Source organism: Pseudonocardia parietis (assembly GCF_017876315.1).
Lineage (GTDB): Bacteria > Actinomycetota > Actinomycetes > Mycobacteriales > Pseudonocardiaceae > Pseudonocardia > Pseudonocardia parietis.
Map to the genome: position 1 here is coordinate 129,801 of NZ_JAGINU010000002.1, position 20,849 is coordinate 150,649.

A 20,849-nucleotide genomic window follows, 5' to 3' on the forward strand; every position below is an offset into this window, starting at 1 on the left:
CGAATCCCTAGACCGCCGAGCGCGGCCTCGCGCAGGCGCCGAGATGGAGCAGGGAGTCACAAACGATGACAGAAACCTCCACGCCGACACCGGCGACGGCTACCGACGGGTTCCCAGCAGTCGATCGGGCCACCGAGACCGATCTCATCGAGGCACTCGCGTACGTTCTCGATCCGATCGCATTCGAATCGTTGCCGCCCGACCCGGTACTCGGACAGCTGTGGGCGCAGATCTCGCGTCAGGGGACCGCGCGGCAGCATGCGGAACGCGCGATACGGGTGGGCTACCGGCTCTCGAGCGGAAGCCAGTCGTGACCGCGGTGGCCGAGGCCAGCCGTGACCGCCTGGTCACCCTGGTCGTGGCTCACCGCAGCAGGCAGGCGACCTACCGGCGAGCCCTGGCCGCCGAAGACCGGGCGGAGGCCGCCGCATGTGTCGCCGCCCTCGAGCGAATCGCCGAGGCAGTAGGGCAGGAGGGGGAAGCAGCCCTGGCCGCAGCCCTTGGGGCAGAGGGCACGGCCGGGGCGGTCTTGCTCACATTGCTGACCTGTGATGACGACGTTTCGCAGATCCAGGTTCGCCAAGCACTGGTCGGGTACCAGCGCGACATCGACGCCGTCGACAGCGTCCTGGCCGCCAGCGTGGCGGACGCTGTTCGAGCGGGCGAGCCCTGGACCGCCCCGGAGGACGGTCGGGAGACATCCTCGGCTGCCGATCTCGCTGTCGAGGCCCGCCGGTAACGTCCGTGGCATGACGAAGGCCCGCCCCCGGGAACGGGGACGGGCCTCGTCAGTACAAAGCCCCGGCGACATGACCTACTCGGTCAGGGGCCATCCGGGGCAATTCGAGGCCCACGATACACGAAGTGCCACCAACAGGCACCGCGCGGCACCGACTGACACCAGTGAGAGGCGATGATGAGCGACCCCGACCGCTGGATCGAGGACTGGCTCTCGCCGCCCAGGCTCGCCGTCTACCTCGCCGCCACCGGCCACGACCTGGATCGCGCCCTCGCCCTGTACGAATGGAACGCCCGCGCCGCCGCCGCCCTGCATCACGACCTCGGCCACCTCGAAGTCGGACTCCGCAACGCCTACGACCGCGCCCTACGGCGCCGCGACACCCCGCGTGACCGGCACTGGGCGTTCGACCCGTCCCGGCACTTCCCGGTCGTCGAGCAGCGCGCGAGGAACGGCGCCGTGATCGACGCGAACGCGAAGCCGCGCGCCCAGATCGAGAGCGCGGTCCGCTCGGCCCGACGCGACGCCAAGGGCGCCCCGACACCTCCCGGGAAAGTCATCGCCGAACTGCAGTTCGGGTTCTGGCGCTACCTCTCGGCTGCCCGCCACCACGACACGCTGTGGATCCCGTACCTGCGGACCGCGTTCCGGCGCGGCACCGACCGCCGCGACGTCGACAAGCCCGTGGGCCGACTCCACCAGCTCCGAAACCGGGTGGCACACAATGAGACCTTGATCGAGCTGGATCTTCGGGCCCGGCACCGCGACCTCTTCGCAGTGGCCCGCCTTCTGTCGGTGCCGCTGCACGACCACATCGCGGACTGTTCGCCGGTCCCGGCTGTGCTTGACGATCGGCCCTGACGGGGCGCCTACTGGCCGCCGACGTTGATCCTGGTCCCGGCTGGCGCCGGGGTGTCGAGGTCCGTCACCGGCTCCCCGTCGAGGAGGAGCACACCGCGCTCCAGGTGTCCACGGAGCCGTTCCTCGTCGATGCCAGCGCTCACTGCGCGGCTCCGCACGGTCGGGGCCGGTGCGGTGTCCTCGGTCTCGGTCTCGTCTGACACCCCTCCAGTGTGCCTTCGGGCCGCTTCGACCGGCGGAATGCGTGACCGGCGCCGCCGTCGCGGACGCCGAGCTGCGCGCAGGCGTTGAGGAGGTCACGCTGTGTTGAAGGTGACCTGGGCCCCGATGAGTCGGCCTTCGGCGCGGGCGTGGTCAATCCGGGCAGTGCGATCGGCGGCATGCAGATCGATCCCGGTCGCGACGAGCACGGCCAACGCCCCGCGCTGTGCGGCGATGCTGGCCCAGCCATCCGGGGCGGCGGGGCCGACGTCCCCGTCATATCCCAGCATCCCGGCGGCGAGCTCCAGCAGCCCTGCGGCGGGGGAGAAGGTCGCCGCACCGCCGGAGAGCACTGGTAGCCCGCACAGGGCGTCGACGTCGAGGGTGGGGACGAGGGCGAAACCGTCGCTGAGTAGCGCAGCGAGCACGGCATCGACGACCTCGGCGCCGGGACGCTGGTCGCCGGTGAGGACCTGCAAGTGCGGGACAAGGGTGAGCGTCGCGACGGCGGTGGTGCCGTCCCGATCCTGGGCCGCATAGACACCTGGGGTGGCGTTGATCGTGAGCAGCGGGTCCGGATCGAGCTCATCGGTCACTGGCCGACCGCCGGAGCGTGCGGCAACGAGCGCAAGGCGAACGGTGCGCCGGCCAACGGCGCGTCAAGATCGGTCATGCCCCCGAGCCTGACCTCACCCAGCACCGGTGGGCAATGGAACGGGCCAGCTCGTGGGTGACCCAGATGTGCGGGCGCCGGCTGGCCACCTACAGGGCCGCTGCGCCGAATGAGCCGCCGGGGCGGCACGGGACCAGCACGAGCGGGGTCAAGTGGCGTGCCCGCTTCCCGCCATCACGGTCATGGATGAACCGGTGGGAACGCGACCTGCACGAGTCACCACCCGATACAGACCGGTAGCGAGTAGCTCCAGTGACGCCCACGGCGATGGGAGTACGCCATGACGACATCCGTAGAGGGAACGAGCATCGAGGCCACCGTGCCCTACGAGGGCGCAGCACAGCGGTCGCATGAACGGTGCGCGAGCCCGCGCCTCGAGCTCCGCTACGGTGAGATGGAGCCGACGCGGCCGAACACGGGCGCTCCAGGTGACCCGGGCTGCCGGCCGGTCGGCGGGGTCGGTGGCTGTTTGCCGACGCCCTCGGTGCATCCGAGGGTGGACCCTGCGGGGTTCGGCCACCGACCCCCTCCTCGTGCCGCCGCAGCCCCCGACCCACCGCCACGTCCGGAGACGCCCGTGCCGACCGCCAAGCGCATCGACGTCGACGGCCGCGCATACATCAACCGCGCCGAGATCGCCGACCGCACCGGCATCAGCACCAAGACTCAGCGCAACCTCTACATCGAGCGCGCCACCAACGGCCACCCCGAAGCGCACCAGCAGGGCCGCGAAGCGTTCTTCGACGACCAGCTCGTCACCGAGTGGTACACGGCGTGGGCCGCACACAAGCAGGCAAAACGGCGACCGCCACAGGACGACGCCGGTGATCCGACCGAGCTGCTCGATATCCCCGCCGCGACCCGGTTTCTCGGCTACTCCAGCCAGTCCACGATCCGTGGGTACCTGTCTCGCAACGACGGCTACTTCCCCGACGCCGACGAGCACGAGGACCTACCGTCCGGGCGGATCCGGCGGCGCTGGAAGCGCAGCACGCTGCGCGAGTTCGCGGCGCGGGCCGCTCGCCCTGGCGATGCGGTGACGGGCCGAACTCGCCGCCCGCGAGGCGCAGACAAGCCCTCGGACTCGTAACGCATCGGTGTCCCGTGTCAACGAACTTGAGCCACCGATCCAGCGCTGACCTGCGATGGCTCAGAATCGATGGCAACTCCTTTCGGGAGTCCGGGCCCCGCTTGCCTTCGTAGCCGAGCCACGACGCCGTGCGGCATGGCTGGCTGCTCTAGCTGGCGAGCCGGATGGTTGCGGCGACCAGGTGAGCGGCGATATCGCCGTGGTCGACTCCGTGGGCGGCGTCGTCGACGAGCACAAGTCGGCTTCCCGGCCAAGCCTGCGCAAGGTCATAGGCGATGTCGGGTGGGCCGGAGATGTCGCGCTGGCCGTGGACGAACACAGCGGGGATGTGGCCGAACCCGTGGGCGGCGGCGAGCAGCGCGCCGTCGGGAAGGAACGCGGCGTGGCGCCAGTAGTGGGTCACGAGCCGGGCGAAACATGCTCTGAAGACCGGATCCTCGTACCGCGTCGACGGCCGTGCGCTGTCGGGCTGGCCGATAGCAACGTGGTCGTCCTCCCAAGCACACCAGGCCCATGCGGCCGCGTCGCGCACCTGCAGGTCAGGGTCGGCGAGCCGGCGGGCGTAGGCGTCCACGATTCGTTCTGCCGGGCGGGGCTGAGCCGCAGCGCGAAACCGCTCCCACGCCTCGGGGATCAGCCGGCGCATGGCATGGGTGACCCAGTCGACCTCGCGGCGGCTGGTCGTGGTGACGCTGAACAACACGACCTCCGAGACCCGCTCGGGGTGGGCACGAGTGTAGGCCTGAGCGAGGGTCGCGCCCCACGAGCCGCCGAAGACCAACCATCGGTCGATCTTGAGGTGTTCTCGGAGCCGCTCGATGTCGGCAACCAGATGGCCGGTGGTGTTGACCGACAAGTCCACTGTCGGATCGGCGGCATTCGGAGTACTGCGTCCGCAGCCGCGTTGGTCGAAGAGCACGGCCCGGTAGGTGGTCGGGTCGAAGAACCGCCGCCAGACCGGTGTCGCTCCTGAGCCCGGTCCGCCGTGGAGCACGACCGCCGGCTTGCCAGCGGGGTTCCCGCAGGCCTCCCAGTAGAGACGCTGCCCGTCACCCACGTCGAGCGTGCCGACCTCGTAGGGCTCGATCTCGTCGAACAGGGAGGCCACCGATCAAGGCTCCCACCCTCCGGCTCGAGTTCGATGGCAAGAACCCGCCGCTGGCTCAGTCATGGTGGCAATAGATCAGGTTCGTTGGCACAGGACAATCGGCCCTCTCACCAGGGCAAACCACTTCCCATAGGCATTGCTAACAACTATGAAAGGCTGTAAACTAGGACACGTTGGGAGGGACGGCAAACCCGCCCGACACCGCAGCAGCCGAACCACCTGGAGATGGGGAGTCACCCATGCACTTGATCAACCGTGCCCGCGCGTCGGACATGTTCAGCTGGACTGACCTGTTCTGCGGCGCGGGGGGTTCCTCGTCCGGCATCGAGAGCGTGCCGGGCAACACCGTCCGGATGGCTTGCAATCACTGGGCCCTGGCCATCGAGACGCACAACCACAACATGCCCCACGTTGACCACGACGTCGCCGACATCGCCGAGATCGACCCCGCGCGATACCCGGCCACCGACGGGCTGTGGGCGTCGCCGTCGTGCACGTTCTGGTCGCAGGCACGCGGCGAACGCCAGGACTTCGCCGACCAGGGGACCGAGCCGACCCTGTTCGATCTCGCAACCACCGAGGACGTTGAGGACGAGCCCCCGCTGGCCGACGAGGCACGCGAACGGTCTCGCGCGCTGATGCACGACGTCCCCCGCTTCGCCGAGCACCACCGCTACAAGGCCGTGGTCGTGGAGAACGTGCTGCCGCTGCTGAAGTGGGCGTACTTCCCGAAGTGGATCGCACGGATGAGGGCACAGGGCTACCGCCATGAGGTGCTCAGTCTCAACAGCGCGTTCGCCCACCAGCTCGGTGCGCCGGCCCCGCAGCTGCGCGACCGGGTCTACGTGGTCTTCTGGCAGGAGCGCTACCGGCGCCCGGACTTCGAGCGCTGGACGCGCCCGCGCGCCTGGTGCGCGACCTGTGGTGAGGTCGTGACCGCGATGCGGGCGCCGAAGAACCCGAGCAAGCCGCACGGCGCCTACGGCCAGCAGTACGTGTTCCGCTGCCCGCGCGTCTCCTGCCGAAACGACGTCGTCCAGCCCTACGTTCTCCCGGCCGCCGCCGCGATCGACCTGTCCAACCCCGGCCAGCGCATCGGGGACCGGGCGCGCCCGCTCAAGCCGAAGACCTACGCGCGCATCGAGGCAGGTCTGCGCCGCTACGCCGGGCGCGGGATCGTGCTGGAGGCCGCGGGTAACACCTTCGAGCGCCGCCCCGGAGTGCGGACCTGGCCGGTCGAGGACCCGCTGCGCACCATGCACACCACCCCGTCCAAGGCGATCGCACACGCCCCGCTGATGCGCGCCCACGGTGCCGCTGGGCTTCAGCAGATCGCCGAGCGCCAGGCCGCTACCGCGCTGGACAGCCTGGTCGTTCCGGTCGAGGGGCGCGAGGGCAAGGTCGCGCAGCCGACCAGCCGGCCGATGCGCGTGCAGACCGCACGCAACGAGAACGGGCTCCTGATCCCGTGCGGCGGCACCTGGAACGACGACGCGCGATCCACCGCCGAGCCGATGCGCACCCGCACCACCCGCGACACCGAAGCGGTGGTGGTTGTCCCGCTGCGCAACAACAACCGGGCCAAGACCGTGCACGACCCGCTCGACACGTTCGCCGCGAGCGGCAACCACCATGGCCTGGCCATGCTCATGCGCAACAACACCGGCGGCGCCGAGATGTGCACCCCAGTCGACGAACCCGCGCGCACTCTCACCACCGCCGGACACCAGTCGCTGGTGTCCTGGGACCCCGACGTTCTCTACGCCTACGACACCGGCTCACTGCGCGGCGTGAACCGACCGATGCCCACACAGACCGCCGTCGACGGCGACGCGGTGATGCAGATCGACATCCGGGTCGAGGACTGCCGGTTCCGGATGCTCGTCGCCGACGAGGTCAAGCTCGGGATGGCCTTCGCGCCCGGGTACGTCCTGCTCGGCACCAGCTCGCGCGACAAGGTGAAGATGTGCGGTAACGCGGTCACCCCACCGGTCTCCCGCGACATCATCGCCTGCGTCGTCGAGGCCGTAACCGGTACCAGCATCACGGAACCAGCGCCCCAGTAAGCAGGCCAGGCGCAGCCGTGCAGCACTCGACTTCGCCCGCCCGCAGACGGGCGAGGTCGAGGTGGCCAGGCACGCCGAGAGTCCAGGTGATGGCCGGTGGCCCGCCCCGCAGGGCGACGCCCGAAGGCGCCCGGCATGAGACCACCGGCCATCCGCGGCGCGGCCCGCGAACCGAAGGCCCGAAGGCGCCGGAGCACCGCGACGCCCGCCAAGCCTAGAACGCCGGCCGGGCCGTCCGCCGCAGCCCTCGACGGATGCGTCAGGCTTCGCCCGTGGGCACGATCGCTCCAGCGACGGAGGATCTCCTCTGGCGGCAGTGCCGGGTGGGCGGGGGCTTCGGCCGGCGCCGAGACCGCGACGCGCTGCCACTCGAGCACGCCCCCGGGCCTGCTGCGCACCGCGGCTTGGCATCGTGGTGGGCGTCGTGCCGGTGAGGTCCCGGGTGAGGGTCTCTCCTTGCGTCGGCAGTGGACGGTGCCCGAGAACCTGTTCCGCCGCCAGGCCCTCCGCTGACGCTCCGGCCGCTACGCGGTCGCCTACGGCGAGCCTGGCAGCTCCACAGAACCTCGGGCAGGGCGCCGTCCTGCCGACGCAAGGAGAGACCCCCACCCTCAGCTCGGGGGCCGGCCTGCCCGACGCCCTGGTTGTTGTTCGGCCCTACCGGGCCGCCCCCTCCCCGGGGAGGGCCAGGGCGCTGCCCTGGACCCGGCCTCGCTGCGGAGAGTCCCCAAGGCAAACCCGCAGGTCAAACCCCAAATCAACCCCACAAACCCTTGTCGCCGCCCTTCGGGCGATGTAAACTCTAAAGTATCAGAGAGCGAAAGAGAGAAGGGGATCACCATGGCGAACGCGATGCGCAAGGCGCAGGTCAAGCAGGCCGAGCGGAACTTTGCCGCAGCGTGGATGCGCGCCGAGGAGAGCGCCGACCGCGAGTCCCCCGCCTACCTCCTGACCGAGGTGCGCCGCACCGCGCGGCGACTGGTCGAGCTGGCCGGTGAGGTCGAGGGAGATGTCGACGGGCTCGACCCGGCGCAGGTGCGCGCCGAGTTCCGCGCCTAGGAAGACAGCCTCGGTCGCCCCACTCCGCGCGGGGTCGATGTGGCAGCCCTGGCCGCCGAGGGACGCCGCATCACCCTGCAGCTGGCCCGACTGGAGGCCTGACTCCACGAGAACCAAGGAGCACGCAATGGACGCTCTAGCCCGCATCGAGCCGTTTCCCACCACCTCGGTCCTGCTCGCGGCGCTGCTGCGCCTCATCCGAGGGATCGGCGGCCGCGACGGACACGGCGTCGTCGCCGGAATGTTCATGCACGCCGAGGAGCTGCGTCGAACCTTCCGCGCCATCCGCCCGCACCTGGAGACCGGTGACCGCGTGCGCGCCGAGCTCGCCGCGGCCGAGGCCCTGACCCCCGGCTACCGCACCTTCAGTACCGCCGGAGCGCGCACGACCGCACGCGAGGAGGGGCGCCGATTCGTCGCGGTCGTCCTGGACGCCGTCACCGACCTCAGTAACCGCTGAACACCCACCTCGAAGGGAACCACGATGAACCAGCAGACCGCCCGCAACCAGGCCGCGCTTGCGCACTTGGCGTGGGTCTTCGGCGACGGCTGGACCGCCGGTGACACCGGTCCGGCGATGTCGTGCATGGAAGCTGACGCGATCGCATCGGCACTCGCCCGAGGCGGGCACGTCGACGAGGCAGAGGTGTGGCTGCGCGGGCACGCCGCCGCCGACAACGAAGAGGAGGACACGCACTGGGGGATACCTCGGGAGGCGCTGCGCGACTACGCGCTGATGCTGGGCGCGAAGGCGTCGATCGTGGATGTCCTTCGCCGGGCGCTGGGGACCATGCCCGCGACCCAGGAGCGCGAGCTGCGCGAGACCTTCCCCAAGACCACGGCCAAGCTCGACGGGATCACCGCCGGGCTGATTGATCCGAGCGCCCTGGTGGGCGTGCTGGAAGGGGCGAGTCCGCCGGTCCGCTCCTGGAGCGAGGCCGAGGGCGTGCTGAACGCAGTGCTCTCGTGAGCGCCCACCCTGGCTCACACTCGCAGGTCAAGCCCGCAATCGGTACAGGATTCGGCAGCGAGGAGTAGTTCGCGGCACTGCGAAGATGTAGAATCTAAACTACCAGCAACAGAAATGTGGAGGCGGGAATGAGTGAGATGCAGGCGGCCGTCGAGGAAGGTGTGAAGCTCCTGAGGTCCGCATCGGATGGGCCACTTCGTCTGCCCGCCGTGGCGGTCGCGAGTGTGGCTGTTGCGGCTGCGGGGCACGAGCTGCAGGCCGTTCGCAGGGTCCGCGACAAGGCTCGTAGCGACCAGGGCGGTCCGACCCTGCCGATGCTCAACGCGGTGTGTGAAGCCCGCGCGAGCCTGGCTCGTCGTGAGGCGACCCTTGCGCGCGCCATCGAGGTCGAGACGGCGGCGATCGAGAAGTTCTGGCACATCCAGACCGCCGAGATGGGGGCGCAGGATGACGCGGAGTACGCGGAGTGGTGCGAGAACCGGCGGCGAGCGGCTGAGGCCATGACCGTTGCCCAGGCCTACGGATTCGTGGCCCAGGCCGAGCGGATCAGGGAACACACCGCGAGCTGCGGTCTGCCCGTCCAGCGCTGTGACGAGTGCTCCGAGCAGCAGAACGACAGCCTCGTCGAGTGCTTCTGGGATCGCGACGTGCCCGCCGCAGAGCTGAAGCTGGCCGGACTGCTCAGCCCCGGCGAGGTCTGAGCCGGGCAACGCCGAGCGACGATCATGCCCGTGCGCGACACGGGCCACCGCCAACACGCAGCGGCACATCAAGCGAGACAAGGGAGTGACAGTGGACGAGTACGACGTCAATCAGATCGACTACTTCGAGGAGCCCTGGAGCGAGGAGTTCGGCTGTCGCAACGACGTGACCTGCCCGTGCGGCAACGACACACGGTTCGGAGGCTTCTACTTCGCCGACCGCGACGGCGCCGCGCGCAGCTTCGACGCCCCGCCCGAGGGCTGGCAGAGCCACCAGACGATGGGATGCCCGGACTGTGGCCGGTTCTACCGGCAGGTCGAGCACGACGAGCGCGGCTACCCGGTCGCCGGCTTCCGACCGGTGGACCGACTCGTCGACATTGCCTACGCCGCCACTGCCACCTACGCGCGGGAGCAGGAGAAAGTGCAGGTCAACGGCGCCAAAGGGTAGCGAATCAGCGTGTAGCGCTGTAAAATCTAATGTGTTGGACGCGTACGGCATGCGGGTTCAACGCCACCGCGAACCGAACGACCGAAGGAGTCAGAGATGACCACGACGCCCTATCTCCCGCCCTGCGAGGGAGCCGATGACCTGTGTGGCGCCCCGGCAGGACAGCCGTGCGAGCCGGGATGCCCGTCCGAGGCAGCCGACCCCGAGCCCCATGGTCCGGCTCTCTGCCCGCCGGATTGTTGGTGCGCGACCGAAGGGTGACCGACCACGTTCCGGGGCCCGCCACGCGGCGGGCCCCCGGGCCGGGCCCGACAGCAGAAGGAGCGGAGATGGCGAACCAGACGCAGGCCGCACCGGCGACCGGTGAGCAGAGCACGCTCGGCGCGCGGGGACAGCGCGCGTTGGAGGCCGCGGCGGCAGGGTTGTACGTGTTCCCGCTCTACCCGGGCACGAAGAACATGCCTGCGGTGACGGACTGGGAGAACGAGGCCACTCGCGACCCGGAGAAGATCACGCAGTGGTGGACGGAACGGCCCTACAACATCGCGGTGGCTACGCGGCCCTCGCGCCTCGTGGTCGTCGATCTGGACCCGCGCAAGCCCGGCGATGACGAGGCGCCGGAGGAGCCGTATGAGAGGTGCAAGCACGGCCTGCAGGTGTTCCGGATGATGGCGGCGGCGGCCGGGGCGAAGTTCCCTCTGGACACCTACCGGGTGGCCAGTCCCTCGGGCGGTCAGCATCTGTACTTCCGCGCGCCGGATGACGTCGAGCTGCGCAACTCGCAGCGCCGCCTCGCGCCGCTGATCGACGTCCGAGCCGGGGGTGGCTACATCGTCGCCGCGACGTCGTGGCGCCGCGAGGGCGGGAGCTACCGCGCGCTGAACAACCGGCCGATCGCGCCGCTGCCGCACTGGCTGCTCGACGCCCTGCTCGCCGCACGCCCGAGGCCGGAGACCCCTCCAGTCCCCGCCCCGCGACCGGTACCCGCGATGCCGTCGGCGACGCACAGCAAGCGCATGCAGGCCTACGTCGAGCGGATCGTCGAGGCCGAGCTGGACAAGCTGGCGACCGTGCCGAAGGGCGTGGGAAAGCGGCACGAGGCGCGGCGCAACGCCGCGTTGAAGCTGGGCAACCTCGTCGGAGGAGAGCACCTCACCCGAACCAACGCCCTCGCCCGGCTGCTCGAGGTGGCACTCACCCACGTCGGAACGACCGCAGATCCGAACGGCCGCGTCCGCAGCCGCACGACCGCCCACGAAGTCACGACCACGATCGAGAACGGGCTCGACTACGGCGCGAAGCGGCCCCGCGTCATCACCGAGGCCGAGTTGGAGGACCGGCGATGAGCAGCCGTGCCGACCCGGTGGCCGGACGACCGCACGCCGGCGGACACCGGGAGGCCGGCTAGGGCGAGCGGCCCGACGCCGTGGGAGCGGTGCCGTCCCGGCCGCCTGGTTCGGGCGCCCGCACCGGTAGTGGTGCTGCCCGCCGCGGCTTGCGCAACGGTGCTGCGCTCGAGGGAGACCGACTACTGCGACCCGTGTGGAGCGGTCTGCACCGGCGAGGAGGAGTGATGACGCGGCCTAGGATCGTGCTGGTGGCACCCGCACGACAGGCCAACGCCCGCACGCCCGACCGCTTCGAATACGACGGGCGCGTGCTCGTCACGCGCGCGGCGATCTGTGAGGAGTTCGCCGTTGGCGAGTCGACGACCCGGACGTGGTGGCGTGAGCGCGCTACGAACGGCCATCCCGAGCCGGTGTATCGCGAAGGTCGCCGCCAGTGGTGGGACCTGGAGGCGATGCGCGAGTTCGTCGAGGCGGTGCGGAGCGCGGCCGCGCAGCGCGAGCAGCCGCCGGCGATGATCGAGCACGAGGGGCACACCCTGATCAACCGCCCCGGGATGGCCGAGCGCTACCGCCTGGACCCGCAGTGGCTCGCGGTGCTCTACCACCAGCGGGACGCCAACGGACATCCCGATCCCGTGCGCCGCTTCGAACGGTTCCTCTACTTCGACCTCGAGGAGACCGACGCGTGGAACGACGAGCGTGAGGCAGCCAAGCGCAGCTCGCTCACACCGGTCGATCACCGCGGCGAGCCCGACGAGCTCGTCGACATCACCGAGGCGACCCGCGTCCTGGGCTACACGAACGAGTCGACGATCCGCAGCTTCCTGTCGCGCAACCGTGACTACTTCCCCGCGCCGGACCAGACAGACGCCGACGGCCGGGCCCACTGGCACCGCCGCACGTTGTGGGAGTTCGGCAACCGGCGAAGCCGGCCGGGCCGGGCCGGGCACGCCCGCACCGGGGGCTGACCGGCCGCACCGGTCGCCACGTCCGGACTGCCCAGACACCGAAGGCGCCGCACGCATCCTGCGTGCGGCGCCTTCGTGCTGTGCGCGCGGCGCTCGTTGCCCGGTCGGGCCGGGGAGCAGGGTGATGGTTCAGGACGGCTGGGCGTGTGCGTCGTCGAGGTCCGTCGGTTCCTGGGCGACAGCGGGCTCGCTGGTGGTGTAGTCGTCGTCGCGGCCGGTGGCGGATGCGCCGGGAGTGGAGTCGTCGTGGTCCGCACGGCGGGTCGCGGTGCGCAGCGCGGCACCGGCTGGTTGCGCACCGCAGCCGATCTCCTCCAGCTCGGCCGGGCTCCACCCGGCATCCCGCGCCGCCCGGTAGCTCTCGGCGTAGGTCTCCTGCTTGGCGCGCCACCGCTCGCGCGCAGCTTCGACCTCCGCTCGCGCTGCGTCCACCTCGACCCCGAGCTCGGCGAGCTTGGTGATGGGACGCATCCGTGCCTGGAGGAGGTCCTGGGCCGCCTTACGTGCCTGCGTCTTGGCCTGCGCCGTCGCCCCGCGCGTGTTCATAGGGCGGACTGTACCGCTATATGTATCAACTCTGCGATGCACTCTGATACACGGCGGTCGTCGAGCACCGCGCGTCGAGCGCGGTCTGTCGAGACGGCCCACGTCCGCGAGGCGCGCGTCGAAAGGGGGTGATCGCCGGTCGCGGTCGGCGGAGAGGCGACGCACGCTTCGCCTTTGAAATCGGCGGAGCAAGTTAGGCGTTTTCCTAAGGAAAACACCGATGGATGGTAAGCGTGTGAGATCGTCGGCAGCGGATCCGGGCGGCCTCGACTCCGATATCGCCCGCTCTGGTTGCGCCGGATCAAGCCTGAGAGGAGGGGCTTCGTGACACGGACTCGACGCCCTCGTGCCGAGGGCGGACGGCCCCACACGACGACCGTGTCGTTTTCCGAGTCGGAGTGGGCGGCGATCCAGGCGGCGGCGGCGCGGGCGGCGATGGCGCCTGGCGCGTGGGTCGGGGACTCGGCGGCGCGGGCGGCGGAGCTGCCCGAACCGGCTGTGCCCGGAGCGCGGGTCTCGGCAGGTTCGGCCGGCTCTCGGATGCAGGGGCTGATGGGGCTGCGTTCGGAGCTGATGGAGTGCCGCCGGGTGCTGCGGAACATCGGTGGGAACCTCAACGACATCGCCCGGGTCGCGAACACCGACGGGGCGCTCGAGTCGACGGTGGGGCAGGTTGCGCAGATGGTGGCGCGTGCGGTCGAGCGGATCGACGGCACGGTCGCTGACGTCGATCAGCAGGTGGGCGAGGCGATGTCGCAGGTGCGGCGCAGCGGGGGCCGGCGGTGATCGCGAAGATCAGCCGCGGGTGGCGTGCCGAGGGGCTGATCCGCTATCTGATGGGGCCGGGCCGGTTCAACGAGCACACCGGGCAGCGGGTCGTGGCCACCTGGGATGGCGCTCCCGAGACGCATCAGCCACCGCAGGCCACGGACGACTCCTTCGACGTGCGCGACCTCGTCGACGGGCTCAGCGCTCCGGCTGTCGCGGCCGGTGTCGGTCTGCGCGAGCCGGTCGTGGAGCAGGGCAAGCGGATGCCGCAGGGCCCGGTCTGGCACTGCTCGCTGCGCAACTCGCCGGAGGATCCGGTGCTGACCGACGAGCAGTGGGCCCGGGTGGTCGAGGACCTGATGGACCGAACCGGAATCGCACGGCGCGACGACCTCGACGGATGTCGGTGGGTCGCGATCCGGCACGCCGACGATCACGTGCACGTCGCGGCGGTGCTGGTGCGTCAGGAGTTCGGGAAGCGTGTGCATCCGTATCGGGACTTCGTACGTGCCCGCGAGACGTGCCGGGCTGCGGAGGCGGAGCTGGGGCTCGCGGCGACGGCGGGTGCCGACCGCAGCTCGGTGACCGGGCCGTCGCAGGCCGAGCAGGAGAAGGCTGCCCGGCGGGAGGTGGACGAGACCTCGCGGGAGTGGCTGCGTCGGATGGCGCGGGTCGCGGCGGTGCAGGCGCGCGATCCGGAAGCGTTCGTGGCGGCGCTGGGAGATCTGGGCGTGCTGGTCCGGCCGCGCTACGGGCCCGGGGAGCCGGACGCGGAGTCCGGGGAGCGGTACGCCCCGATGGTCGGGTACTCGCTGGCCGCGCCGGGTGATGTCACGCAGGCCGGCCAGCCGGTGTGGTTCGCCGGGCGCACGTTGGCCCGGGACTTGTCGTTGCCGAACCTGCAGCAGCGATGGGGCTCGGCCCCGGCGCCGGCCGCGCCGGCCGGTGCGGCGGAGGAGAAGCACCGGGCGGCGGTGAGTCCGCGTGAGCGCGCGGCCGCGATCGACGACGCGGTGTCGACGATGGAGCACGCGACGGCCACGCTCGCGGCGGGTGACACGGGGGCGAGCGCGGACGGGATCGCGCATGCGGCCGGGGACATGCTCACCGCGGTGGGGGCGGTGACCGGCCGCCAGGACGAGGGCGAACGGGTGCGCCGGCACGCGGGCAACGACCTCGACCGGGCGACCCGGGTGCCGGGGCAGGTCCTGCCGTCGCGGTGGTCGCCGGTGGCGAAGGCGCTGCGGCAGTCGGCATGGCGGCTGGCCGCGACGCGGACCGTGGGTCGCCACGGCGAAGGGGACGGCGCTCGGCTGGTGTTGGCGCTCGCGGCGCTGGTCGCCGAGATCGCCGCACTCCGGGAGGCACAGTCGCGCCTGGCACAGGCGGACGCCGCGCGGCGCAGCTGTACCGGGCTGAGGAGTTCCGCACCGGCTACCTCGACTCGGACGAGCGGGAGCGGCCCAGGCCGGACGAAGACGACAAGCCGACAGCGGCCACAGCAGACACCACCGGGGCCGGCCCGAGGACCGAAGGGGCGGCAGGAGAACCAGACGCGAGGGAGAGGCCGATGACGGGCCCGATCGACCAGGACGTTCCCCTGCTGAGCCCCGGGCGGGATCAGATCCAAGCCTGGACGCAGCTCATGGTGGCGACGGCGAACGCGCTGCGGCACCGTCGGATGGAGCTGGGGCAGGCTGCTTGGAGCCAGCAGCGAGCGGCGGCCCGGACAGCGCAGCAGTACGCGAACGACCTCGACCCGCAGGTCCGGGCGATGGCCGCGGCCGATGAGGCAGCGTTCCGTGAAGCCAGCGCGAACGGCGCGGAGGGGTTCGAGCACCGCACCAGCGACGAGCCGCAGTTCGGCTGGACGGTGCACACCACCGCCGGGCCCATGCCCGAGAACTCTGCGTCGGGCACACGCGGCGCGTGGGGGCTGTGGGCGCACGGCTCCTACGCCGAGAAGTCGTTGTCGGTGTTCGTGGTCGCCCCGGACCGGGAGTTCGCGCTACGGCTGCGGGACGAGGTGACCCGCGGCGAGCAGCGCACCCTGAAGTCTCTCGGCGAGCTCGGCACCTACGGCTTCATGCGAGCTGAGCACGCCCGTACCGAGGTGCGCGAGAACACGCCCCAGCTGCGTGAGCGACTGGCCCATAGCCTTCATGCGGCGTGGCCGCACGACCCCGAGCTCGTCGCGGAAGCCCTCCGGCCCGGGGGAGACAACGACGACTACTCCTCGATCGACCGGTTGGCCGAACAGCTCAGAGTGCTGGAGGACCGCGGCTACTCGATGGCGGACGTCCTCGGTCGGCTCGATATCGGCGCGCTCCGAGCGTCGTACGAGCAGTACGGGGGCGGCGTTGCGAAGCACGCCAGCCAACTGGTGTGGCAGATGGCTGGTCGGCTGCACGTGGTCGATGCCGACCCAGTCGATCCGCTGGTTGCGCGCGAGGTCGATCGGGCCCTTGCCCAGGGGGTCCAGGACGCCGGTATCGAGTCGGATCCGGTGTACAGCAGCCGCAATTTCGGGATGCTGCGCGCGCAGCTGACGGACCTCCGAACCGAAGGCCACGACCTCACGGCCCTGCTGACGGACCTTCCAGTCGAGAAGATCAACGAGGCCCATGACCCCGCGGCGTACCTGCGCGCGGTGGTGGAGAAGCGTGCGCGATCGTCGTGGTCGTCCGAGGCACCCCGCGAGCCGGGACGGGCCGCCGCCGAAGCTGAGACCGGGATACATCGGACCGGGCCCGACCTGGGGCCGGCCGAGCGGATGATGCGCCGCTACCTCTCGCCGCAGACCGCGGAGGCTGTGCTCGGGTGCCGCGCCTGGCCGGGGCTGGCCAAGCAGGTGCTGGCATGGAAGGAACAGGGCGCCCCGATCGCCGAGGAACTGGCCGTCATGCCCGAAGATCGGATCCGCAACGCCGACACCCCAGCCGGCTATCTGAAGACGCTGCTGCGCCGGGGCGTCGACTTCCGGGAGAGCGAGGCCCGCAAGGCGGCCGAGGAAGCGGGGCAGGAACGCGACGCGACACATGCCGCCCGGGTCAGGGAGCTCACCGAGGTCGACGAGCCGGGTCGGTCGGCCCCGGTCGCCGAGGGAGTCCGGGATGGTGTGCCCGCGTCGCCGTTCGAGGTCCGCGAGCTCGACCCGACCAACGTCGTCGAGCGCACCGCGCTGGAGATGTCGCGCGGCGCGGGGACAGCCGAGGACGACGCGTACATCGAGCAGATCCTCGCCTCGCCGGACCCGGGGGAAATCTGGAGCAAGTTCAACCGGGCGGCCGAGGCGCGAGGTCGAGCGGCCGACGCCGAGGACCAGGCGGTGGCGCACGCACGTACCCCGGACGATCCGGCCACCCGGCCGCGTGAGGACCTCATCGGGCAGGACGAAGCGAGCGTCGATCGGCGCCGAGCCGACCGCGATCGTGCGATCGCCCATGCCGAAGAGTCCGGGGCGCCGACCGCGGCCGCGTTGCGCGCCGAGGTCGCGCACCGGCCACCGACGACCGAGCCCGGTGCGGCGGCGCGCCCGGAGACCCGGCCGGCGCCGAATCCGCCTCAGCCCGCGCCGTCCCGGCAGGTGACGCGCGCTCCACGCCCACATCGCTGAACCAGCCCGACACGACTGCTCGGGCCGCGGTCGAAGCCGGGGCAGAGACATCAGGAGGAGGGGCAGGGGTGAGCGGGGTCGCCGCGGCTGCTGATCTGCACAGCGCCGGTGCATGGCTGTTCCCGGCGATCGCGGCCACGGCAGTGGTCATCGTGGTCGCGGGATTCGTCGCGCTGCGCCCACGCGTGGGGTCGGGAAGCCCGCTGGAATCACCGGCCCAGGGTGGCGACACCACCGCACTGAACCCCGGCTCGCCGACCGGAGTCGATCAATGTGCGGCTCGGCTCACCGACGAGGACCTGGTGACCGCCTTCGCCGCCCTCGACGAGCTCAGCGCGATCGCCCAGCGCGACCGGGCCAGCTCGGCAGCGGTGATCGCGGTGTGGTGCGAACATCTCCGGGCCGCCCCGATCGGGCGGGACGAGCGGGTAGCCCGGGCGGTGCAGCAGAGGTTGTGCGCCCACCTCAAGCGGGTTGCTCGCCGTAGGCAGCGGCGCTCCACCTTGCACGTGGACCTCAGCGATACGCAGCTGCACGACCTGGACCTGGACGGAATCGTGGTCGGAGGACTGAGCGTGGCGCGCGCACGGCTGGCGGGAACGACGCGGCTCGCGTTGCGGTCGTGGGGTGGCCTCGACGCGAGCGAGGCGTACTTCGGTGGTGACCTGCTCGCCGCTGATGTCGGGGTGGAGGGCCAGCTGTCTCTGCGTGGCGCGTTGATCGAGGGTGTGCTCGACCTCCAGGGTGCCGCGGTATTCGGTGAGCTGGACATGTCTGGGAGCGAGGTCGCCCAGCGGACCAACCTGCGTGATCTGGTCGGGGGCGGGCTACGCCTACAGAGCACAGGAGGTGCGGCGCTGTTCGCGGGAGCGGTCGACCTGTCCCGGACGATCGCGGACCCGGTCGACCTCGCCGGTGATGAGTTCACCGGCGGCCTCACGATCAAGCCTCCAGGTGCCGAGCGCTCAACGGTGCTCTTCGGTGACGAGGAGGACCTCGCCGAGCAGGTCCGCGAAGCGCTCGAGGCGCCCCTGCGGGTGTGATGCGACGCGAGTGACGCACGGCTTGTGTGAGCTATGGCGCGCTTACCGGATCCCGACCGCTGTAGGTTGTCCTTGGGGAAACTCTTTCAGAAAAGGTCGAATCCAGCTGGCCACTTGGTCGTGCTGTCAGTCCGCAGGAGGGGAAGTGTAACGCTATGATTCTCGTAAGGCAAAAGTGACACGTTAGATGTATCCGAAAAATCTGAGCCGCGAACATCGACGGCCCGTCCGGGAAGGACTACGTCACCGAGGAAGGTGCACTCTGTCAGATGTAGTTCGACGGTGCTGCCGACAATTCGGTCGTCATATCCAAATGCAAGATCGAGGTTCCATAGAAAGGCTGCGCCACCGTTGAAGGCGCTACCAGAAAAAGTGGGCATCAATCCCCAGCTGTTGATTCGATCGTATGCGGCATGCTGCAAAAACAGGCAGCTTTCAAACGCAGGGGCGTAAAGATTGGGAAAGTGGACCCCGGACAGGTCAAAGTCAGCCTCAAATACGCACCCTTGAAAATTGAAGCGGCCACCAAGGGTGGTGCGATCGAAACTGATTGGGCCGATCAAGACGGCTTCGCTGAAGTCGATGCTGCAGTCGAACATCCGACGCGCGAAATTTGGCTCGATAACGACGGCTTCCCGTAGATCCCACTGTGGGAGGTTGGCGTATTCGAGCGGTTCGTAGTCGTGCTGCTCGGAGAGGCGGTCAAGTAGCAGCTTGAGGGCGTTGCGCCTGACGTCCCACTCGCTGGCATCCTCCCACGTTGTAATGTCGGATACGCGTACATGGTATGGGCGCCTATCGTGCTTCTGTGGAACGAGTTTGATGGGTAATCGGAGATACGAGCAGACCATGCTGAGGCAGCTGAACGAGTCTCGAGGAGAGTCGTCGGCTAGCCTCACAAATGACTGAATGCCAGCAAGGCGTGCTGCTGCAGTTCCGCCTTCTAGGAGCGACGCCGCCGCGCCAAAGCGCTCAGTAAAAACTCTATCCTGCTCCCGTAAAGTGTTCCCTTCGTCGTTTCGCTGCTTTCTGTATCCTACGTAAAGGCCAGCTGTGGCCGCCAGGCCGGCCACGACCGTCAGACTTACTTTGATGGTCTCAAGTCGAGATTGCGCTTGTTTTTCATCGAAAGTTTCCCCTCCAAGGAGGGGTAACTGGCTCTTCCGGATTCAGAGTGCGAGGGCTCCGCAGTGCAGTAGCGATCTGACGCGGTAGTTGATCAGGTTGCGGAAGCCCAGTGCGTTGCGGCGGAGTGCTTCGAGACGGCCGTTGATGGCCTCGGTCGGGCCGTTGGAGGCTCGGTGGTCGAAGTAGGCCAGGACGTCGTCGCGGCGCCGGTGCAGGGTCCGTCCGAGGGTGGCGAGCTCGTCGAGCCCGGCCGGTAGCCCGCTGCGGACCCGGTCGATCACCGCGGCGAGCTGAGTCTTGCCGTGTCGGCGGTCGGTGGTCGCGTAGGCAGCGATGATCTGCTGATAGGCCCACCAGGTGACCTCGACCGCGACGTGCTCGTCGGCGGCGAACACCGTCTCGAGCCGGGATCTCTGCTTGTCGGTGAGCAGCGCGAGACGGGTCCGCAGGGTGCGCCGTGCTCGGTAGAGCGGGTCACCGGCGCGACCGCGGTGGCCGAGGGTGTCCTGTTGGACGCGTTGGCGACACAGGTCGAGCTTGTGCCCGGCCAGGGCGACGACGTGGAACGGGTCCATCACCGTGACCGCGTCCGGGACCGCGTCGGCGGCGGCATTCTTGTAGCCGCCGAACCCGTCCATCGCCACGACCCGGACTCCGTCGCGGAACGCCGGGTCGCGGGCGTCGAGCCACGTCTTCAGGGCCTGCGCCGAGCGTCCCGGGATCAGGTCGAGCAGCCGCGCACGACCCTGACCAGCCACGACTGCGGTGAGGTCGGTGATCACTGTGACGAACCCGTCGCCGTCGGCGCCGAACACGTGCGCCCACTTGTGTTCGTCGACCCCGATCACCCGCACCCCGTCCAGGCGGGCGGGGCCGGCGGAGAGCAGCAGCGCTTCGGTCGCGGCGACCGCGACGGCGTTCACGGTGTCCCACGAGCAGCCGAGTTCGCGGGCGACCGCTGCGACGGTGGTCTTGTCGATCGCCAAGCGACGCAACACATAGCCCGCGCAGCGCCGAGTGGTCGAGGCCCTGGGCCGGGCCAACCGGGACGAGTCGTGGACGAAGATCTCGCGGGCGCAGCCGTCATGGACACAGCGGTAGCGCGGCACCCGCACTCGCAGCTGCAGCGGATGCCCGACCACCGGGACATCGGCGACCCGGCGCTCGGCGCTGTCGCGGTAGACCCCGACCACCCCGCACCCCGGGCAGCCGCCGGGACCGTCGGTGAGCAGGTCGCACCACAGCACCGTGGTCTCACCGTCCAGTGCGGCGTCGGTGATCCGCACCCCGAGCTCGACGGTACGGACGATCGTGTCGGCCACGATCTGAGCGGGCGGGCACGTAGGCTGCGACATCGGGTCCCCGGGATCGTTGCTGATGTTGGCGTAGGAACCGTCATCATCAACTTCTCGGGGCCCACCTCAGCGCAGCGACACGACCCCACTCCCGCGGTCGGTCACGCCCTCACCTGCACTCCATTTCCGGAAGAGCCGGGTAACTTCTGTAGCCAGA

At 70.0% G+C, this 20,849-nt stretch carries 22 protein-coding genes; 16 read left to right on the forward strand and 6 right to left on the reverse strand.

Going from position 1 to position 20,849, the window contains the following annotated elements; all coding sequences use genetic code 11:
- The first annotated feature begins 65 nt into the window (after positions 1–65).
- The 3 genes from JOF36_RS34965 (at position 66) to JOF36_RS34975 (ending at position 1,600) form a co-directional block, all read left to right on the forward strand.
- The gene (locus JOF36_RS34965; RefSeq protein ID WP_210036530.1) at positions 66–314 is read left to right on the forward strand and encodes a hypothetical protein; all 249 of its coding nucleotides are present in this window, start codon (positions 66–68) and stop codon (positions 312–314) included.
- Complete coding sequence (locus JOF36_RS34970; protein ID WP_210036531.1) at positions 311–739, forward strand: hypothetical protein; 429 nt, start codon at positions 311–313, stop codon at positions 737–739. Before JOF36_RS34965 ends, JOF36_RS34970 begins: the two co-directional genes overlap by 4 nt.
- A 177-nt stretch (positions 740–916) precedes the next feature.
- Entirely contained in the window at positions 917–1,600 is a 684-nt protein-coding gene (locus JOF36_RS34975; protein WP_245353131.1) for a hypothetical protein, read from the forward strand.
- Between the two features lie 8 nt (positions 1,601–1,608).
- Here the strand turns inward: JOF36_RS34975 and JOF36_RS34980 are convergent, their stop codons facing one another.
- A complete protein-coding gene (locus tag JOF36_RS34980) occupies positions 1,609–1,803 on the reverse strand; it encodes a hypothetical protein (protein ID WP_210036534.1) in 195 nt (64 codons plus the stop codon).
- A 93-nt stretch (positions 1,804–1,896) separates the two neighbouring features.
- Positions 1,897–2,397 carry a hypothetical protein gene (locus JOF36_RS34985; protein WP_210036535.1) on the reverse strand — a complete coding sequence of 167 codons (501 nt, stop codon included), beginning with the start codon at positions 2,395–2,397 and terminating at the stop codon, positions 1,897–1,899.
- Between the two features lie 654 nt (positions 2,398–3,051).
- Here JOF36_RS34985 and JOF36_RS34990 point away from each other — a divergent pair.
- Positions 3,052–3,564, forward strand: a complete 513-nt coding sequence (locus tag JOF36_RS34990; protein ID WP_210036536.1) for a hypothetical protein — start codon at positions 3,052–3,054, stop codon at positions 3,562–3,564.
- A gap of 148 nt (positions 3,565–3,712) precedes the next feature.
- Here the strand turns inward: JOF36_RS34990 and pip are convergent, their stop codons facing one another.
- Positions 3,713–4,672 carry a prolyl aminopeptidase gene (gene pip / locus JOF36_RS34995; RefSeq protein ID WP_210036543.1) on the reverse strand — a complete coding sequence of 320 codons (960 nt, stop codon included), beginning with the start codon at positions 4,670–4,672 and terminating at the stop codon, positions 3,713–3,715.
- 239 nt (positions 4,673–4,911) lie between these two features.
- Here pip and JOF36_RS35000 point away from each other — a divergent pair, with 239 nt between their 5' ends.
- The 8 genes from JOF36_RS35000 to JOF36_RS35035 all read left to right on the forward strand — a co-directional run bounded on the left by JOF36_RS35000 (position 4,912) and on the right by JOF36_RS35035 (position 12,236).
- Positions 4,912–6,738: a DNA cytosine methyltransferase gene (locus tag JOF36_RS35000; protein ID WP_245353132.1), complete on the forward strand. Its 1,827-nt coding sequence runs from the start codon at positions 4,912–4,914 to the stop codon at positions 6,736–6,738.
- An 840-nt stretch (positions 6,739–7,578) separates the two neighbouring features.
- Positions 7,579–7,797, forward strand: coding sequence for a hypothetical protein (locus JOF36_RS35005; RefSeq protein WP_210036549.1), 219 nt, complete (start codon positions 7,579–7,581; stop codon positions 7,795–7,797).
- A gap of 127 nt (positions 7,798–7,924) precedes the next feature.
- The gene (locus JOF36_RS35010; protein ID WP_210036551.1) at positions 7,925–8,257 is read left to right on the forward strand and encodes a hypothetical protein; all 333 of its coding nucleotides are present in this window, start codon (positions 7,925–7,927) and stop codon (positions 8,255–8,257) included.
- Between the two features lie 24 nt (positions 8,258–8,281).
- Positions 8,282–8,767 (forward strand): hypothetical protein, encoded by a 486-nt coding sequence (locus JOF36_RS35015; RefSeq protein WP_210036553.1) that lies wholly within the window; start codon positions 8,282–8,284, stop codon positions 8,765–8,767.
- Positions 8,768–8,895: 128 nt separating this feature from the next.
- Positions 8,896–9,468: a hypothetical protein gene (locus JOF36_RS35020; RefSeq protein ID WP_210036559.1), complete on the forward strand. Its 573-nt coding sequence runs from the start codon at positions 8,896–8,898 to the stop codon at positions 9,466–9,468.
- A gap of 91 nt (positions 9,469–9,559) precedes the next feature.
- Complete coding sequence (locus JOF36_RS35025) at positions 9,560–9,919, forward strand: hypothetical protein (RefSeq protein ID WP_210036560.1); 360 nt, start codon at positions 9,560–9,562, stop codon at positions 9,917–9,919.
- A 329-nt stretch (positions 9,920–10,248) separates the two neighbouring features.
- Positions 10,249–11,265 carry a bifunctional DNA primase/polymerase gene (locus tag JOF36_RS35030; RefSeq protein ID WP_210036561.1) on the forward strand — a complete coding sequence of 339 codons (1,017 nt, stop codon included), beginning with the start codon at positions 10,249–10,251 and terminating at the stop codon, positions 11,263–11,265.
- Between the two features lie 227 nt (positions 11,266–11,492).
- On the forward strand, positions 11,493–12,236 hold the full coding sequence (locus tag JOF36_RS35035) for a hypothetical protein (RefSeq protein WP_210036562.1): 744 nt from the start codon (positions 11,493–11,495) through the stop codon (positions 12,234–12,236).
- Between the two features lie 129 nt (positions 12,237–12,365).
- On the opposite strand, the gene JOF36_RS35040 is transcribed toward JOF36_RS35035, so the two are convergent.
- Positions 12,366–12,782, reverse strand: a complete 417-nt coding sequence (locus JOF36_RS35040) for a hypothetical protein (RefSeq protein WP_210036563.1) — start codon at positions 12,780–12,782, stop codon at positions 12,366–12,368.
- 378 nt (positions 12,783–13,160) lie between these two features.
- Here JOF36_RS35040 and JOF36_RS35045 point away from each other — a divergent pair, with 378 nt between their 5' ends.
- The 4 genes from JOF36_RS35045 to JOF36_RS35060 all read left to right on the forward strand — a co-directional run bounded on the left by JOF36_RS35045 (position 13,161) and on the right by JOF36_RS35060 (position 18,209).
- A complete protein-coding gene (locus JOF36_RS35045; RefSeq protein WP_210036564.1) occupies positions 13,161–13,568 on the forward strand; it encodes a MobC domain-containing protein in 408 nt (135 codons plus the stop codon).
- On the forward strand, positions 13,565–15,124 hold the full coding sequence (locus JOF36_RS35050) for a relaxase/mobilization nuclease domain-containing protein (RefSeq protein ID WP_210036565.1): 1,560 nt from the start codon (positions 13,565–13,567) through the stop codon (positions 15,122–15,124). Before JOF36_RS35045 ends, JOF36_RS35050 begins: the two co-directional genes overlap by 4 nt.
- Positions 15,121–17,166, forward strand: coding sequence for a hypothetical protein (locus JOF36_RS35055; protein ID WP_210036566.1), 2,046 nt, complete (start codon positions 15,121–15,123; stop codon positions 17,164–17,166). The genes JOF36_RS35050 and JOF36_RS35055 overlap by 4 nt, the downstream gene beginning before the upstream one ends.
- A 68-nt stretch (positions 17,167–17,234) precedes the next feature.
- Positions 17,235–18,209, forward strand: a complete 975-nt coding sequence (locus JOF36_RS35060) for a hypothetical protein (RefSeq protein ID WP_210036567.1) — start codon at positions 17,235–17,237, stop codon at positions 18,207–18,209.
- An 86-nt stretch (positions 18,210–18,295) separates the two neighbouring features.
- Here the strand turns inward: JOF36_RS35060 and JOF36_RS35065 are convergent, their stop codons facing one another.
- Both JOF36_RS35065 and JOF36_RS35070 read right to left on the reverse strand, forming a co-directional pair.
- Positions 18,296–19,282 (reverse strand): pentapeptide repeat-containing protein, encoded by a 987-nt coding sequence (locus JOF36_RS35065; RefSeq protein ID WP_210036568.1) that lies wholly within the window; start codon positions 19,280–19,282, stop codon positions 18,296–18,298.
- A gap of 96 nt (positions 19,283–19,378) precedes the next feature.
- A complete protein-coding gene (locus JOF36_RS35070) occupies positions 19,379–20,659 on the reverse strand; it encodes an ISL3 family transposase (RefSeq protein ID WP_307862784.1) in 1,281 nt (426 codons plus the stop codon).
- Positions 20,660–20,849: the final 190 nt, after the last annotated feature.

What these genes read in the sequence shown, in the direction of transcription:
- JOF36_RS35015 (WP_210036553.1), top strand. Translation starts at nt 8,282, where the DNA reads ATGAACCAGCAGACCGCCCGCAACCAGGCCGCGCTTGCGCACTTGGCG.
- JOF36_RS34965 (WP_210036530.1), top strand. Translation starts at nt 66, where the DNA reads ATGACAGAAACCTCCACGCCGACACCGGCGACGGCTACCGACGGGTTC.
- JOF36_RS35005 (WP_210036549.1), top strand. Translation starts at nt 7,579, where the DNA reads ATGGCGAACGCGATGCGCAAGGCGCAGGTCAAGCAGGCCGAGCGGAAC.
- JOF36_RS35000 (WP_245353132.1), top strand. Translation starts at nt 4,912, where the DNA reads ATGCACTTGATCAACCGTGCCCGCGCGTCGGACATGTTCAGCTGGACT.
- JOF36_RS35055 (WP_210036566.1), top strand. Translation starts at nt 15,121, where the DNA reads ATGACGGGCCCGATCGACCAGGACGTTCCCCTGCTGAGCCCCGGGCGG.
- JOF36_RS35030 (WP_210036561.1), top strand. Translation starts at nt 10,249, where the DNA reads ATGGCGAACCAGACGCAGGCCGCACCGGCGACCGGTGAGCAGAGCACG.
- JOF36_RS35035 (WP_210036562.1), top strand. Translation starts at nt 11,493, where the DNA reads ATGACGCGGCCTAGGATCGTGCTGGTGGCACCCGCACGACAGGCCAAC.
- JOF36_RS35040 (WP_210036563.1), bottom strand. Translation starts at nt 12,782, where the DNA reads ATGAACACGCGCGGGGCGACGGCGCAGGCCAAGACGCAGGCACGTAAG.
- JOF36_RS35020 (WP_210036559.1), top strand. Translation starts at nt 8,896, where the DNA reads ATGAGTGAGATGCAGGCGGCCGTCGAGGAAGGTGTGAAGCTCCTGAGG.
- JOF36_RS34975 (WP_245353131.1), top strand. Translation starts at nt 917, where the DNA reads ATGAGCGACCCCGACCGCTGGATCGAGGACTGGCTCTCGCCGCCCAGG.
- JOF36_RS35010 (WP_210036551.1), top strand. Translation starts at nt 7,925, where the DNA reads ATGGACGCTCTAGCCCGCATCGAGCCGTTTCCCACCACCTCGGTCCTG.